Origin of the sequence: Methanobrevibacter intestini, from assembly GCF_047402955.1 — an archaeon.
GTDB classification, from domain to species: domain Archaea; phylum Methanobacteriota; class Methanobacteria; order Methanobacteriales; family Methanobacteriaceae; genus Methanocatella; species Methanocatella intestini.
The window spans coordinates 1,759,266-1,773,697 of record NZ_CP187956.1 but is presented as its reverse complement, the minus strand read 5'-3'; the positions used below and the strand labels follow the sequence as shown (position 1 = coordinate 1,773,697).

22 protein-coding genes are annotated in these 14,432 nt (G+C 30.6%); 6 read left to right on the top strand and 16 right to left on the bottom strand.

Annotated elements, in window-relative coordinates; all coding sequences use genetic code 11:
- The first annotated feature begins 14 nt into the window (after positions 1 to 14).
- Positions 15 to 236, top strand: a complete 222-nt coding sequence (locus ACMC9J_RS08355; protein ID WP_019264120.1) for a hypothetical protein — start codon at positions 15 to 17, stop codon at positions 234 to 236.
- Here the strand turns inward: ACMC9J_RS08355 and argH are convergent.
- The 15 genes from argH to rpl7ae all read right to left on the bottom strand — a co-directional run bounded on the left by argH (position 233) and on the right by rpl7ae (position 9,199).
- Positions 233 to 1,651 (bottom strand): argininosuccinate lyase, encoded by a 1,419-nt coding sequence (gene argH, locus ACMC9J_RS08350; RefSeq protein ID WP_019264121.1) that lies wholly within the window; start codon positions 1,649 to 1,651, stop codon positions 233 to 235. The two genes, ACMC9J_RS08355 and argH, sit on opposite strands and share 4 nt — an antisense overlap.
- A 56-nt stretch (positions 1,652 to 1,707) precedes the next feature.
- Entirely contained in the window at positions 1,708 to 1,863 is a 156-nt protein-coding gene (locus ACMC9J_RS08345; RefSeq protein WP_004034219.1) for a 30S ribosomal protein S27ae, read from the bottom strand.
- Between the two features lie 10 nt (positions 1,864 to 1,873).
- A complete protein-coding gene (locus ACMC9J_RS08340) occupies positions 1,874 to 2,182 on the bottom strand; it encodes a 30S ribosomal protein S24e (RefSeq protein ID WP_019264122.1) in 309 nt (102 codons plus the stop codon).
- A gap of 21 nt (positions 2,183 to 2,203) precedes the next feature.
- Positions 2,204 to 2,713 carry a GTP-dependent dephospho-CoA kinase family protein gene (locus ACMC9J_RS08335; protein WP_019264123.1) on the bottom strand — a complete coding sequence of 170 codons (510 nt, stop codon included), beginning with the start codon at positions 2,711 to 2,713 and terminating at the stop codon, positions 2,204 to 2,206.
- A gap of 11 nt (positions 2,714 to 2,724) precedes the next feature.
- Positions 2,725 to 2,901 carry a transcription elongation factor subunit Spt4 gene (gene spt4 / locus ACMC9J_RS08330; RefSeq protein WP_019264124.1) on the bottom strand — a complete coding sequence of 59 codons (177 nt, stop codon included), beginning with the start codon at positions 2,899 to 2,901 and terminating at the stop codon, positions 2,725 to 2,727.
- A complete protein-coding gene (locus tag ACMC9J_RS08325) occupies positions 2,898 to 3,455 on the bottom strand; it encodes a DNA-directed RNA polymerase (RefSeq protein WP_019264125.1) in 558 nt (185 codons plus the stop codon). The genes spt4 and ACMC9J_RS08325 overlap by 4 nt, the downstream gene beginning before the upstream one ends.
- A gap of 19 nt (positions 3,456 to 3,474) precedes the next feature.
- Entirely contained in the window at positions 3,475 to 4,002 is a 528-nt protein-coding gene (locus ACMC9J_RS08320) for an inorganic diphosphatase (RefSeq protein ID WP_019264126.1), read from the bottom strand.
- Positions 4,003 to 4,049: 47 nt separating this feature from the next.
- Positions 4,050 to 4,442, bottom strand: a complete 393-nt coding sequence (locus ACMC9J_RS08315; protein WP_019264127.1) for a PIN domain-containing protein — start codon at positions 4,440 to 4,442, stop codon at positions 4,050 to 4,052.
- Between the two features lie 9 nt (positions 4,443 to 4,451).
- Positions 4,452 to 5,666: a translation initiation factor IF-2 subunit gamma gene (locus ACMC9J_RS08310; protein WP_302511653.1), complete on the bottom strand. Its 1,215-nt coding sequence runs from the start codon at positions 5,664 to 5,666 to the stop codon at positions 4,452 to 4,454.
- A 66-nt stretch (positions 5,667 to 5,732) separates the two neighbouring features.
- Entirely contained in the window at positions 5,733 to 6,116 is a 384-nt protein-coding gene (locus ACMC9J_RS08305) for a 30S ribosomal protein S6e (protein ID WP_019264128.1), read from the bottom strand.
- A 39-nt stretch (positions 6,117 to 6,155) separates the two neighbouring features.
- A complete protein-coding gene (infB, locus tag ACMC9J_RS08300) occupies positions 6,156 to 7,946 on the bottom strand; it encodes a translation initiation factor IF-2 (protein ID WP_019264129.1) in 1,791 nt (596 codons plus the stop codon).
- A 17-nt stretch (positions 7,947 to 7,963) separates the two neighbouring features.
- Positions 7,964 to 8,416, bottom strand: a complete 453-nt coding sequence (ndk, locus tag ACMC9J_RS08295; protein ID WP_019264130.1) for a nucleoside-diphosphate kinase — start codon at positions 8,414 to 8,416, stop codon at positions 7,964 to 7,966.
- Positions 8,413 to 8,574 (bottom strand): 50S ribosomal protein L24e, encoded by a 162-nt coding sequence (locus ACMC9J_RS08290; protein ID WP_004034240.1) that lies wholly within the window; start codon positions 8,572 to 8,574, stop codon positions 8,413 to 8,415. The genes ndk and ACMC9J_RS08290 overlap by 4 nt, the downstream gene beginning before the upstream one ends.
- 14 nt (positions 8,575 to 8,588) lie before the next feature.
- Positions 8,589 to 8,795, bottom strand: coding sequence for a 30S ribosomal protein S28e (locus ACMC9J_RS08285; RefSeq protein WP_004034241.1), 207 nt, complete (start codon positions 8,793 to 8,795; stop codon positions 8,589 to 8,591).
- Between the two features lie 32 nt (positions 8,796 to 8,827).
- Positions 8,828 to 9,199, bottom strand: coding sequence for a 50S ribosomal protein L7Ae (gene rpl7ae / locus ACMC9J_RS08280; RefSeq protein WP_019264131.1), 372 nt, complete (start codon positions 9,197 to 9,199; stop codon positions 8,828 to 8,830).
- Positions 9,200 to 9,876: 677 nt separating this feature from the next.
- Here rpl7ae and ACMC9J_RS08275 point away from each other — a divergent pair.
- From ACMC9J_RS08275 to ACMC9J_RS08255, 5 genes are all read left to right on the top strand, one after another.
- A complete protein-coding gene (locus ACMC9J_RS08275; RefSeq protein WP_427003011.1) occupies positions 9,877 to 11,220 on the top strand; it encodes an IS4 family transposase in 1,344 nt (447 codons plus the stop codon).
- A gap of 178 nt (positions 11,221 to 11,398) precedes the next feature.
- Positions 11,399 to 11,929, top strand: coding sequence for a DUF134 domain-containing protein (locus ACMC9J_RS08270; protein ID WP_019264132.1), 531 nt, complete (start codon positions 11,399 to 11,401; stop codon positions 11,927 to 11,929).
- Positions 11,930 to 12,217, top strand: a complete 288-nt coding sequence (locus tag ACMC9J_RS08265; protein WP_019264133.1) for a DNA-binding protein — start codon at positions 11,930 to 11,932, stop codon at positions 12,215 to 12,217.
- A 36-nt stretch (positions 12,218 to 12,253) separates the two neighbouring features.
- On the top strand, positions 12,254 to 12,433 hold the full coding sequence (locus ACMC9J_RS08260) for an indolepyruvate ferredoxin oxidoreductase subunit alpha (protein WP_019264134.1): 180 nt from the start codon (positions 12,254 to 12,256) through the stop codon (positions 12,431 to 12,433).
- Between the two features lie 134 nt (positions 12,434 to 12,567).
- Positions 12,568 to 12,918, top strand: a complete 351-nt coding sequence (locus tag ACMC9J_RS08255) for a hypothetical protein (protein WP_019264135.1) — start codon at positions 12,568 to 12,570, stop codon at positions 12,916 to 12,918.
- Between the two features lie 236 nt (positions 12,919 to 13,154).
- On the opposite strand, the gene ACMC9J_RS08250 is transcribed toward ACMC9J_RS08255, so the two are convergent.
- Entirely contained in the window at positions 13,155 to 14,069 is a 915-nt protein-coding gene (locus ACMC9J_RS08250) for a hypothetical protein (RefSeq protein ID WP_019264136.1), read from the bottom strand.
- Positions 14,070 to 14,432 lie beyond the last annotated feature (363 nt).

Here is a 14,432-nt window from a genome sequence, read left to right as displayed (position 1 = left end):
AATAGTTAAAATTAATGAATATGTTATTTAAAATCTGTCCACGTTGTGGATCAAAAAGAGTGAAATGGATTATTCCTCAAAACTGGTCAACATGGGAATGTTATGACTGTGATTACACAGGCCCAATTATAGAAGGTAATGAGGAGTTATCTGAAGAAATACGTGAAGCATATCTTGAATCACAAAAACATCCTCAGGAAAACACAGATGAAAATGAAGAGTTAGAAAAAGATTAAATTCCTTTTTTCTCAAATTCTTCATTTAAAAATTCTTTAATATTATCTCTAGCTATTTCAACCATAGCAGGAGAAGGACCACCCGGAACAGTTCTCATTTTAACATTTTCCAAAGGATTCAAAGCTTTTTGAACCAAATCATCTTCAAGACCTAATTTTTCAAAACCAAGTTCTGAAGCTATATCATCAATATATTCTGATGTAATGTCTGATTCTTTTAAACCGCTGGCAGTAGCTTCATTAACTATCCTTCCAACAATTTTATGAGCTGTTCTAAATGGAATCTGTTTTTCACGAACCATAATGTCTGCCAAATCTGTAGCTGTAGCAAAATTAGTTCCTGCTAATTCTAAACATCTTTCTTCATTGAATTTAACAGAAAGCAACATTTTTGTAACTATTGATAAAGTGTCTTGAGTTACTTTAACTGCATTCCATAAGTGTGGAGTGATTTCTTGTAAGTCCCTATTATAGGTGTAAGGAATTGCTTTTAAAATAGTTAAAATAGTTACAAGTTCACCATTGACAATTGTTGATTTTGCTCTTGCAAGTTCAGCAACATCCGGATTTTTCTTTTGAGGCATAATAGATGATGTAGACGAATATTCATCAGCCATTTCTATAATACCGAATTCATAAGTGCTCCATAAAATAAGTTCTTCACAGATTTTAGATAAGGTTGTACATAATGCAGATAAATCAAAAACTGTTTCTGAAATGAAATCCCTTGAAGAAACACCATCCATTGAGTTTTCAAGATAAGCATCAAAACCAAGCAAATCAGTGGTTAACTGCCTGTTAATAGGAAAACTGGTTGTAGTCATAGCTGCTGAACCTAAAGGATTTAAATTAACACGTTTATAAGTGTCTTCCAAACGTTCATAATCCCTTTTAAGTGCCTGTACATGAGCCATTAAATGATGAGCTATTGTAATTGGCTGTGCATGCTGAAGATGAGTATAACCAATAAAGACAGTTTCCAAATGCTCACCTGCTTTTTCAACTAATCCTTCCATAAATTCCAAAATTCCGATTTGGGTTTCAGTAATTTTATCACGAAGAACTAATCTGACATCAGTAGCTACCTGGTCATTACGTGATTTGGCTGTATGCATAAAACCTGCAGTTGGACCTATTTTATCAGTAACATAATTTTCAATAGCCATGTGAATATCTTCAACAGAAGGGTCGAAAACAAGCTCATTATAGCCATCTTCTTTTAATTGGTCAAGAGCACCTAAAATATTATCTGCTATTTCACTATCAATAATATTTTCTTCTTTTAACATTAAAGTATGTGCAAAATTGGTTTTAATATCAGCTTCAAAAATAATTTTATCAAATTCAAGTGATGAAGTATATTCAGCAGCTTCATCAGTCATTTCTGTTTTAAGTCTACCACTTCTTAAATTCACAAGACTCCCTTCTTAAAAATAAATTTTATAAAAAAAAATAGTTAAAAAAAGATTATTTAATCTTTTTTCATTTCAGTGTATCCACATTTACCGCATGCATATCTATTACCATGATCAGCCATAAATACACCATCAGAACAACGAGGACATACTGGGTTTTTTCTTTCGATTTTATCTCCGTCTACTTTGTAAAGATCAGATTTTTTTACCATTAAAATCACCTTATTCTTCGTCTTCTTCAGCTTCTTCAGAAGCTTCAGTATTTTTAGCTATTACACTTTTAGTTTCAATGTATTCTAAATCTTCTACAGTGTCATAAACTTTAGCATAACCTAATGCTTTAGGTTCACCGTAGTGAGGTTGCACATTATCTACAACAGTAGCATCTTTTTTAGAATTTAATAAAGCTACTAATTTACTTTTAATATCAATAATTTTTGGAGTAGCTTCTCCTTCATATTCAACATAGAATTTTACTTCTCTTCTGTTAAAAACTTTATTTTCTTTATCTTCAAAAATATCAATTTCCATAATTAACCCTCTTTTAAATTTTTATTCTTTAATAAAGGTATCAATAAGATTTTGAGCATAATCTTTAGCATCATAAACTTTTAAAAGTACCAAACCTTCATTTGGCTGACCGTACAAGATAGTAGTCTCATCACTAGCCATTAAGATGCAAGGAAGAACTGCAAGATCTTCTTCCCCGTCTACTTCAATTACATGACAATTTCCATCGCCAGATAACTCCATAGCTTGGCCTATGGTTTCCCATAGATCATCTGTAATGGTTCCTGCAGGGTTTTTAGCTTTTAAAATATTTTCTGCCTTGATAACTTCATGATTATGATTTTTTCTTTGAATTAAATTATCAATTATACCAATATCAGGATATAATTCATATTTAGTAAGATTATTAAAAGTTGCATCACCAACAGAAATTAAAAACTCAGAAGATTTAATTTCTTCAATAGCATCTTCAAAGTCAGGATATAATTTACCTAATGGTTTTTTAAGCTTTGAAATAGTATCCTTATTTAATTCTGCATCTAAACGTAACACAATAAAACCTTCTACCTTACTCTTAAACAATATTCGCCAGCTAAATCTATATTCAATTCCTTAGCTAACTCAGATTCTTCAGGTTTTGTAATTATCAAAAGACCGCTCCAGTTATCTGAAGTTGGGTTACCGCAAACTGGACAACGTTCCTTATTAGTAATATATTTACAAACTGTACATGCATTCATGATTTAGCCTTCTTACTTTTATTTTTAGCTTCTTCAATCCATTCAAATCTACCTAAATTATTTTGCCTCATAGTAAGACCTATTTTAGTATTTTTAGTAGAGTTGTCTTTAAGACTGATAGCTACAATTCTTGTTCTAACTAAATCTCCTTCATCTAAAGTTTTATTAGATTCTTTTGCAAGGAGTGCTCCTCTTTTAGAATCATAATTAATATAATCATCAGTGACTTGAGAAACATGAACCAAACCATCCATAGGTCCAATTCTGACAAAAGCACCAAATTCAGCTATTTCTATTACTTCACCATCAATAACTTCTTGCTGTTCAGGTTTGAAGAATATTGCATTAAACACAACATTATGGTAAGAAGCTCCATCTCCCATGATGAGTCTACCTTCACCAATTTCTTCAATTTCATTAACACAAATAAGTAAACCTAATTTTTTATCTAAACGGCCATTATATGTATCATTTAAAGTTTGAATAGCTACCTCTTCAAGAGGATCTTCAAATCTATAAGGTGGTATTCTTACAGTATCCTCAATTTTAGTCATGTAATACAAAACAATCCCTCTATTCGTATTTTTCTTTATACATTTCTAAAGATCTTAAAAGTTCTTTTTTAGCTGATTCTTTATCTTCCCAGCCTTTAGTTTCAACAACTTTTCCTTCAAGATTTTTATAAACTGAGAAAAAGTGTTCAATTTCTTTTAATAAATGAGATGGAACATCACTAATATCTTGAACATCACTGAAACGTGGATCATCTTCCGGTACAGCTAAGATTTTGTAATCTTTATCTCCACCATCAATCATACCCATAATTCCAATAGGTCTTGCTTCAATAAGACATCCTGGGAATGTAGGTTGTTCCATAAGAACAAGAATATCCATAGGATCGCCATCATCATATATAGATTTAGGTATAAAACCGTAATCTGCCGGATAAACAACAGGAGAGTACAATACTCTATCTAACATGAAAGCTTCTTTTTCCTTATCATATTCGTATTTATTTCTTGAACCTTTAGGTACTTCAATAACTGCTGTTACAACATCAGGAATATCAGAACCTGATTCAATTTCACTCCATAAATTCACTTAAATCACCTATAATTAATTTTATGATAAATTAATAAGTCTAATTTTTATATTTTTCCATCAATAGCTATATACTTTTTCTGTCTTAGATATGCTACTGTTATACCTTTCTTTTTAGCACGTTTTTTTAATTCAATATCATTTGTAGCTAAAACTTCTGAAACTCTAAGTAACGCATCATCCACAGTTTCATTATTTTCTAATGAAATATCCTTTATTTCAATATTGGAAGAATTAGCTAACTTTAGAGCTAAATCTGCATTTAGCCTAATTTTACCTTTATTATTTCTTTTTAAACCTTTCAGTTCATTAATAACAAAGCTTGGAGTAGTTAATTTATATGAAGGCAGTGCTTTTTCAAGTTCGTCGATTATATCAACATTAAATTGAAAAGGAACCATAAAAAAATTGGTATCAATCACAACTTCTTTAGACTCCATTATTTCCCTCTATATAATAATTCCATAACCAATTAATCTCCAACGAGCTCCTACTCTACGACTTAAAGCTACCCTAGTTCCAGAACTGGCACAAACAGGCAATTTAAGAGCAACTTCAATATTCTTTTTCTTAGTAGAAGTAACAACACCAATAGTTGTTGTAGTACCACAATTAATCATTAAAGGCTCTTTAAGTTTAATTGGAGCTACATCACGTTCTTCTTTTGTACCTACTACTCTGTCAAGTAAATGTGCTTCCATTGTAAAACTGTCTAAAACATCAGGTAAGGTATCTACTGCACCAGCAACAGAACCGGATAATGAATCAGCTTTAGTTAATGAAGGGTCTAATTTTGTAGCTACACCAATAAGTCCTCCAGGACCTATTTCTTCAACATCTTTTCCATTAGCTTCAAGACCAATAATTTCGGATTTCAAGGTTATTCTTTTATTGTTATTTGTAATTCCAGGCCTTATTTCAATAGTGTCTCCAAGCTTAAAAGTACCCTGAACTAAAGTTCCGCCAATAACTCCACCTTTGATTTTAGCAGCGCCGGAACCCGGTTTGTTAATATCAAAAGATCTTGCAACATGCATTAAAGGAGTTTTATCCAAACTTCTTTCTGGTGGCTGGATTCTTTTAAGCATAGCTTCAATTAAAATATCCATATTAGCTCCTTGTTGAGCAGATACAGGTATAATTGGAGCATCTTCTGCACAAGTACCTTTTACAAATTCTTTAATTTCATGATAACTTTCAATAGCTCTTTCTTTTGAAACAATATCAATTTTATTTTGAACTACAATAACGTCTTTAACACCAATAACATCAAGAGCCATTAAGTGTTCTTTAGTTTGTGGTTGTGGGCAATATTCATTTGCAGCAATTACTAAAACTGCACCATCCATTATTGCAGCACCAGATAACATAGTCGCCATTAAGGTTTCGTGACCTGGAGCATCAACAAATGATACTTTTCTAACTAATTCTGTCTCGCTTCCACAGTTTTCACAAGTTTTAGAAGTAGTATAACACATAGGTTCATCACAATCTGGACATTTTCTGAATTCAATGTCTGCATAACCTAAACGAATTGAAATACCTCTTTTTGTTTCTTCACTGTGAGTATCAGTCCATATTCCTGACAATGCTTTGGTAAGAGTAGTCTTACCGTGGTCCACATGACCAACTAAACCTATGTTTACATCTGACTGTATGTTCACAGATAACCACCTTTTTATTATAATTTTAAATTTAACTTAAAAGTTAAAATAAGAAAAATAGTAAAACTATTCTTCCTCTTCATCGCCAACACCAAGAATATCAGCTATAGCTTTACTTCCAGCTGAAACAACAACAGTGTTAACTTGTACGATATCATCAGCAATGGTATTTCCTCTTACGGTTTTTCTCCTTTTTACACCGTCAGCTTTAGGATGATAACCAATACCACCACTTAATAAACTTTTGATTCTTCTAGTACCTGGTACGTCTTTTTTCATGGTAAATCCATTTTTATCAGCACCACCAGTTACTTTTAAAGTGTAACCGTCTAAACCAACGATTCCACCATCAAATTCATCACCGATAGCTAAACCATTAAGAGCTTTGCCATCTTCAACTTCAATCTGATGAGTTACTTCTTTTTGAGATACAACTACTTTGAATGCCATGGTATTCCTCCTTTAAATTGTTTTATAAAAAAATATTTATTATTCAAAAAGACCAAAACTTCCCCAATCAGGATCCTGCTTACGTTTAATTTCCAAAAACTCATATAAGGTTTCAAATTCATCTTCAGTCAATTTATCCTTAAATTCCCTTTCAATGTATTTGTAATGTTTTTCAGGAATATCAACATATAGCTCGTCTCCCTCTTCAAAGTCTTTTCCAACTATAGCATCTTTAATAGCCATAGCCACCCTTTGACCTCTGGAAATATCAGGTAATGTTTCACCTTTATCTTCCATACTAGCTATTGAACCAACAACATGGCCATCTTTATTAATCAACTGTTGACCTTGTTTAAGAGTTCCGCTTAAAGATTCAATACCTATAATAGCAGGTTTACTTTGACGGAACACTAATTTTGGAAGTGACACAAATTTTGCAGGTTTAATAATAGCATCATAAAATGACTTTTTCTTATCTTCCTGTTTTTGCTTAACCCATTCTTCATACTCTTCAATAATCTGATAAATTACATCTCCGGAAAAGAGCTTGACTTCAGAATTATTAAGATCTTCTTCAGAATTCGGATGAACATTTACATTAAAAGCAATAATTGCTCCATGAAGTTCATTTTCATCATAAGCAATTGAAGAATTAATAATATCCCTACGATTTACATCACCAATATCCGCTGCACGAATTGGAATATTCATTTCCCTTAATAGCTTAACAACAGCTTCCAGTGAACCAATAGTATCTGCTTTAACTAAAATACCTTCATCTTCTGTATCAATAGTAATGTTGTCAATTTCATTTAAAATCTCCTGTTCAACATCAGTATCTTCACTTAAAACTCTAAGGGGAGAACCAGAAACAACATCATCTAAATGAGGTGCAGCTACTTTAATACCTGCTGCTGCAACAACTTCATCCAACTTTCTAAATTTCTTTTTAGAATCCCTCATTTCCTCAAGAGGAAGAGGTCTTAAAATAGATCTGATTTTAGTTACCAATACATCTTCTGAAGACAGCATTAAAGCTATTTCATCATTGGTTCTTAAAACACCATCATAAATAATAGCATCAAGAGTAACTCCTAAACCAGTTTCTTCCTTAATTTCTAAAACTGTACCTTTAGCTGGAGCATTTTCATCGATTTCAAGTTGTTCAGTTAAATATTCTTGAGCAAGTCCTAAAAGCATAGCTAAAACTTCTATAACTCCTTCACCAGTTCTAGCACTAATTGGGATAATACTAATCTGGGAAGCAAAGTTACTTACTCTGTCAAATCTCTCAGACTGGAATCCTTCTTTATGAAGTTCACCGACAATTTCATAAATTTTATTGTCTAAATCCTGCTGAACACTTTTAGCCTGATTGGAAAATGTTTCCCTAAAAGAGGCACCTTCATGAACTTCCCAACCAAAAAGCCTGTCGATTTTATTAGCTACAACAATAAATGGAGTCCTATACATTTTAAGAATGTTTAATGCTTCATAAGTTTGTGGCTTAAATCCGTCATTAACATCTAAAATCAATACAGCTAAATCAGCTAATGCACCACCACGTTTTCTTAAACTGGTAAATGCTGCATGTCCCGGAGTATCAATGAAAAACAAACCAGGAATTAAATCTTTAATAGCTAATTTGGATATGAAATCTCCACAGATATTTTCAATAGTATCATTAGGAATCTCAGTAGCACCGATATGCTGAGTAATACCTCCAGCTTCCTTAGCTGCAATAGTACTTCCTCTGATATAATCCAATAAAGTGGTCTTACCGTGGTCTACATGTCCTAAAACTGATACAATTGGGGATCTGATTTTCATGTTATCTTAAATAATAATTATTCGTAAATTAATTTGTTATCAACGATTTCGTAATCGCAAATTTCATCTTCATTAAAGAATAAATTGATTTCTCTTTCTGCAGAATCTGGAGAGTCAGAAGCATGAATAATGTTTCTACCTGTATCCATAGCAAAATCTCCTCTAATTGTTCCGAGATCTGCTTCTAAAGGATTGGTTGCTCCAACTAATTTTCTGATAGTACTGATAGCTTCTTCTCCTTCAATTACCATAGCAAGAGATGGGGAAGATGTAATGTATTCAATTAAACTACCGAAAAATGGTTTATCTGCATGTTCTCCATAATGAGTTTTTGCTAAATCTTCATTAATTTGCATTAACTTTACAGCAACGATTTGAAGACCTTTTTCTTCAAAACGGGATAATATTTTACCCATAAGACGTCTTTGAACTGCGTCTGGTTTCATCATTACAAAACTTTTTTGAATCATTCTTTAACCCATTTAACTTTTCTTGGAACTCTACCAAGTTTAATCATGTTTTTTTCACATTTACTGCTACAAAAGAAATAAATAGAACCATCTTTTTTAACGTACATTTTTCCTGTACCTTCTTCTATTTCTTTATTACAGAATGAACAAGTCCTCATGTTCTTACACCTTCTTAAGGAGTTTTAATTTCCTTAGCTTCTCTAATAGTATCAAGTAACATTAAAATGTCTCCTTCTCTTACAGGACCCATAATGTTTCTTGTTAAAATTCTTCCTTTGTCTCTACCATCGAGGATTCTGCATTTAATTTGCATAACCTCTCCAGTCATACCAGTTCTTTTTAAAACATTAATGACTTCAGCAGGAGTAGCTTCTTCCATATAAATCACCTTTTAATCTTCAAAAAGAAGATCTATTCTTTTAATTCTGCGATTTTTTCAACAATTTCAGCTACGTCGCCTTCAGCATCTCCAGCGTCAACAATACAAGCAGATGCAGTACCAACAGTTAAACCTGCAGCTCCACCAACTTGTTCTTTAGTAGGTAAGTAAATGTAAGGAATTTCTTTTTCATCAGCGAGAACAGGAATGTGTGCAACAATTTCAGCAGGATCAACATCTTCTGCGATAACAACAAGTGCTGCGTCTCCTCTTTCGATAAATTTAGTTACTTCGTTAGTTCCTTTTGCTACTTTACCACTGTTTTGTGCGGTTTTTAATGCTTCTTCAGCTTGATTAGCTAATTCTTCAGGTGTATCAAATTTTACATAAATTGCTTTTGCCATAATATATACCTCCTTTTTCATCTGGCTATGCCATCCATCGGCAGATATTATAATTCCTTGAATTATAATATTCGTAATTATATATAGTTATATTATTTTAACTATAGAAATTACTCAAATTATTCAATGAGCGAATAATTTTATAGTTTTTAATAATACTAATTCTTGAATACATTCATATATCACTAAATATAATCCCATTAATAAAAAAAAGAGGGATTAAACTTTCAATACAAATACTTCTGAATTTCATATAATTTTTAGCAAAACTAAAAATAAAAATTTAGTAATTAATGAAATAATTCTAGAGAACTAGACAGTATTAAGTATGTTTTTATTACATATAAATGTTTTCCATACTTTTTCCTAAAAATAAGTTTACCAATTTAATAATAGTAATCTATACTTTTTAATACTTTTGAAAAAAGCTCAGTACTATCAAGTTAAGTGATTTTTCTGATTTTTAATTTTAATTTTTTCCAATTTTTTTATTTTTTTATTTATTTTGCTTGTATCGGTGTGTTATTATTTTAATTTTATTTTATTAGGTGTAAATTTATTTATATCTATTTTTAAGTATTTTATATAGTTAATATTATATATTATTAATTATAAAGTATTATTATCTAATAATATTAGTTTTTATTTGAGGATTGTTGTTTTTAGGGTGGTTTTTGATGGTTTTTGAATATGTGTTTTCAAATTTTTTAGCAAGTTTTAATAATTTTGTTGATGAAAAATATATATTAAGTGATAATGCTTTTGTTCGTAGTGGTAAATGGAGTTTGGAAACTGCAATTAAATTTCCTTTATTTAATCGTAAGAAAACAAAATTTAATGAAGTTAATAGGTATTTAAGGAGTCAAACAGGTGATTATTCTATGAAAATAACTGGTTCTGGTGTTTGCGATAGAATGCAATATATCAATCCCAAAGTTTATATAGACATGAATGATGGAGTTATAATGGAAATATACAACAATGTGGAAGAAATGGAAACTTTTAAAGGATTTCACGTTTTTGCAACTGATGGATCTTATGTTGAAATTCCAAATCATCCACAGGCACGTGAAGAAATGGGAGTTCCATCAAATAATGAAGTTGAAACATTTGCTGCAAATGCAAGAATTTCATGCACAGTAGATACAAAAATGGACTTTGTAATATCATCAATAATTGAAAATCAAACCATAGATGAAATAACACTAGCATTAAGACACTTAGACGATGTAAAAAACAAAATAAATATGAATAACATAATTACCTGTTATGATAGATACTATAATTCCACAGAAATCATGTTAAAAACAGAAACATTGAATTCATACTATCTAATCCGAGGAAAAACAAATACATTCAAAAAACAACAACAAAAAATGGATAATGATAAAAAAACCGACGAAACATTCGATATCAGCTTAAATAACGCAAAAATAAAAAAATTTCACGACGAAGAACTGAAAAAAATCGCAAGAAAACAAAAAAGCATACAAGTCAGAATAGTTAAAGTAAAATTAAAAACTGGACAAACAGAAATACTATTTACCAATTTACCAAAAGAAATAGCAACACCCGAAGAATTAAAGCAATTATACGGCGAAAGATGGAAAATAGAAACCGATTACGACAGACTAAAAAACAAACTATACATCGAAAAATTCAGCGGAAGAAGACGAACCATAATCGAACAAGACTTCTACAGCCACATATTCCTACTAAACCTACTAATAGGAATAAAACACGATGCAGAACTAAAAATAACACGAAAACCAAAAGAAACAGCAAAATACACCTACAAATACCACTCCAACATCAACACACTCATCGGAGAAATCAAAGACCAACTACCAAGACTCCTAACAGACAACCAAGACGAAATACAAAAAGTAATAAAAGAAATAATGGAAATAGGTTCTAAAGAACTCGTAGCAACAAAAATACCCCCACAAACACACACAGAAAGAGATAAAAAAAGAAATTGGAATAAAAATTGCAAAACAAGCAAAAGCCAAGGATTCTAAAAATCAGAAAAAAAATCACTTAACTTGATAGTACTGAAAAAAGCTAATCCTAAAGCCATCAAATACTGCAATTTCAGATCTTAAAAATTTTTAATTTAATTTTCACCGGCAAAGCTAACCTTTATATAAAGTTATGAATATATATTCATAATACCTAAAGACATTTGGGGACAAAATCATGGTAAGACCTAAAAGAATGAGAAGAGTAGTTACATGTCACAGACATGAATTAAATAAAAATCTAAAACCGATAGAACTGTCTGTAGATGAATTTGAAGCTATCAGATTCAAAGATTATCATAACATCAAACAGACAGAATCTGCAGAGTTCATGGGAATTTCACAATCAACATTCCACAGAATTCTAAATTCTGCAAGACATAAACTGTCTACTTCTTTGATTGAAGGCCGACCAATAGTTATTGTCAAAGGTGATACAATGATTGATCCAAATAAATATTTATGCGAAGACTGTGGTTTTCAATGGTCAAATCCAGAAAAAGAATACAAAGAATGTCCAGATTGCAAATCAACAAATATTCGTAAATTAAATGCAAATAATAAAAATAATGTATCAGATGACACCTGCAGCTGTCCTAATTGCAGTTACAGTGAAGCAAAAATTAGGGGAATACCATGCAGAACTAAAATATGTCCCAAATGCGGTTCATCACTACAAAGAAGATTATGCAATAAGGAGATAATTTAAATGGCTGATAATTTAGAATATGTTTGTAAAGAATGCGGTTTCAATTGGATAACCTTAAATGGTGAGCACCATATCTGTCCAAAATGCCACAGCGAAACAATTGAATATATTGGTGAAGTAAAAGATTTGGATATTGATTCCATATTAAACCACAATAAAAGAATGGGTGGATGCTGCGGTTCTGCCCGTGGAAGAGGACCGTTAACCTGTGGAAAACCACATCCTGACCACCACAATCCAAATACCCCACATGACCCTAAAAAATGCTGTGGCCACAGAGTATGCTAAAACATGCTCATTTTTATTTTTATTGGAGGTTAAAAAATGGCTGATATTATAATAAACAATGATAAATGTGATAATTGCGGTGACTGTGCAGATGTTTGTCCAATGGAAGTTTTAATTCTTGAAGATGAAAAATTAACCATAAATGAACCTGATGAATGTAGTTACTGTGAAAGCTGTGCGGACATCTGTCCAAATGAATGTATCACTATTGAATAAACTTTAAAACCTTTCTTTTTTTATCTATTTTTCACTAACAGCAACAAATTAACATGACTTTTTACTTTATTATGTCTTACAAAAATTATATATCTGATTAAAGCATTAAATTATAGATATATAGATGTGATTATATGATTTTCGATGAAGAATTGACATTGTTAAAAGAAAAAATTGCAAATGCCGAAGATATGGATGAATTAAATTATATAAGAACTACTAACCAAAAAAAATACTGGTGGACCAGCATATTTATTGCAGGTTTATTTTATGGTTTAAACGGAAAAGTAGGAAAAATGATTATAACATGGTTTGTTAGTGTTATAACTTTAGGAATCTATGCCCTATATATCATTTATAGAAGCTATAAAGATGAAACCGAATTCAATAATCAAATGGAATATTATATATTACAAAGAAGCAAAGAATTAAAAGGGAAAATCAATTCATCTGAATTAAAACTTCCTGAATCTAGTGTAAACTAAATTACTAAAAAAACTGAGACAATCCAAAATACAAAAAACTCCCAATTATAAGTGTAAAACAGCTATTGATTCATAGACGCAGACAAAAATATTTTTTTTCACTTTCCTGTGTTTTTTATGAATCAGATTTTTTTATTTTAACTGTCTTTAGTATTTTCCCAATAATCTCTGTTAGTGAGATTAAATGCATTTTTCAGTTAAAAAATATCCATACACTTTTTAAATCTAAAAAAAAGTTATGGCATTAAATTTTCATGAAAAACATATTTTATTTCTTCTTCAAATTCTTCAACGGGAATTATGGTCATGTCAAAAGTTTTACTCAAAATATAGATAGTGTTTGGGTTAATTACATCAGTTAAAACCAAAAATGAATGATTTTTATCCAAATTTAGCATATTTGCCACATGAGAATATTTGTTGATATAATGCTGGTAATTTCCGGTTTTTCCTTCAACCCAGTATATTTCACCATTTATTAAAAAAACAACATCTAATTCAAAATCATTTCCATTTGGAAGAATAATCTGAGGATTAATTAAATATGTATATTCAATAGCTACAGGTAATGATTTTAATGAATCCTGTATTGTTTTTCGAATAAAGACCTCCAGCCAGTGCCCGGTAAGAAAATTAATTGCAATCGGAATTTTATTTGGTGTTGCATGAATAAAATATCTTGGTGACTTATCGTATTTGTATTCTGATAAAAATGCTATATCGTAAAGAGTGGTGCATAGCTGGCATGAAGCTGAAATTTCGCTTTGTGTTGAGTTCTTTAAATCTAAATGAAATCCATTAGGTTTATTTAAATGACGTTTGATAGTTTCATAAACTTTTCTGATATCTTTGTACCGATTTCCCATAAAATATGCGATGTTGTCAAGTGAAGTGTTTTCCTGAAAAGAATCAACGTACGTTTTAACAGTGATGTTTTTCTCCTGCAGTTTATCAATCAATATACTGACATCAATTTCTTTGATGCTGCAACCAGAGTCCATATCTGCGTTTTCATGGTTATCTTCACTAGATTCAACAGCCACATCAACTTTATCATTAACTTCATTATTTTCATTCTTTTCTAATGAATCAGCAATTCTTTCTAAAGATGATGCAATGTTTTTTAATAACAAAAATTCTTCTTCATTCATACAATCAATATATAATTTTATTAATTAATATTAATATTATTAACTAATTTCCATACTGAATATTTTTTGCAGACATAATTTCAAATTAACAACAATTAAATTCTTATTTTCAAGGATAGTACATCTACACCACCACAAATTTGACAGAACAACAAATTAATCCAACAAAAATCATCATAAAAAAAATAATTAATATTGTATACAATTTGTGTTTTTAGATGGAAAAAAACATTTATTCATTTTTAAAATCAGTAAAAATGAGGATGGGAAAAAATTAACTTTTTGAGTTGATTTGTTTTTTAATATTTTTTGGTATTTGATTGTTTTACTATCTTAAATTCTTTTATTTTTCGTTAATTGTTT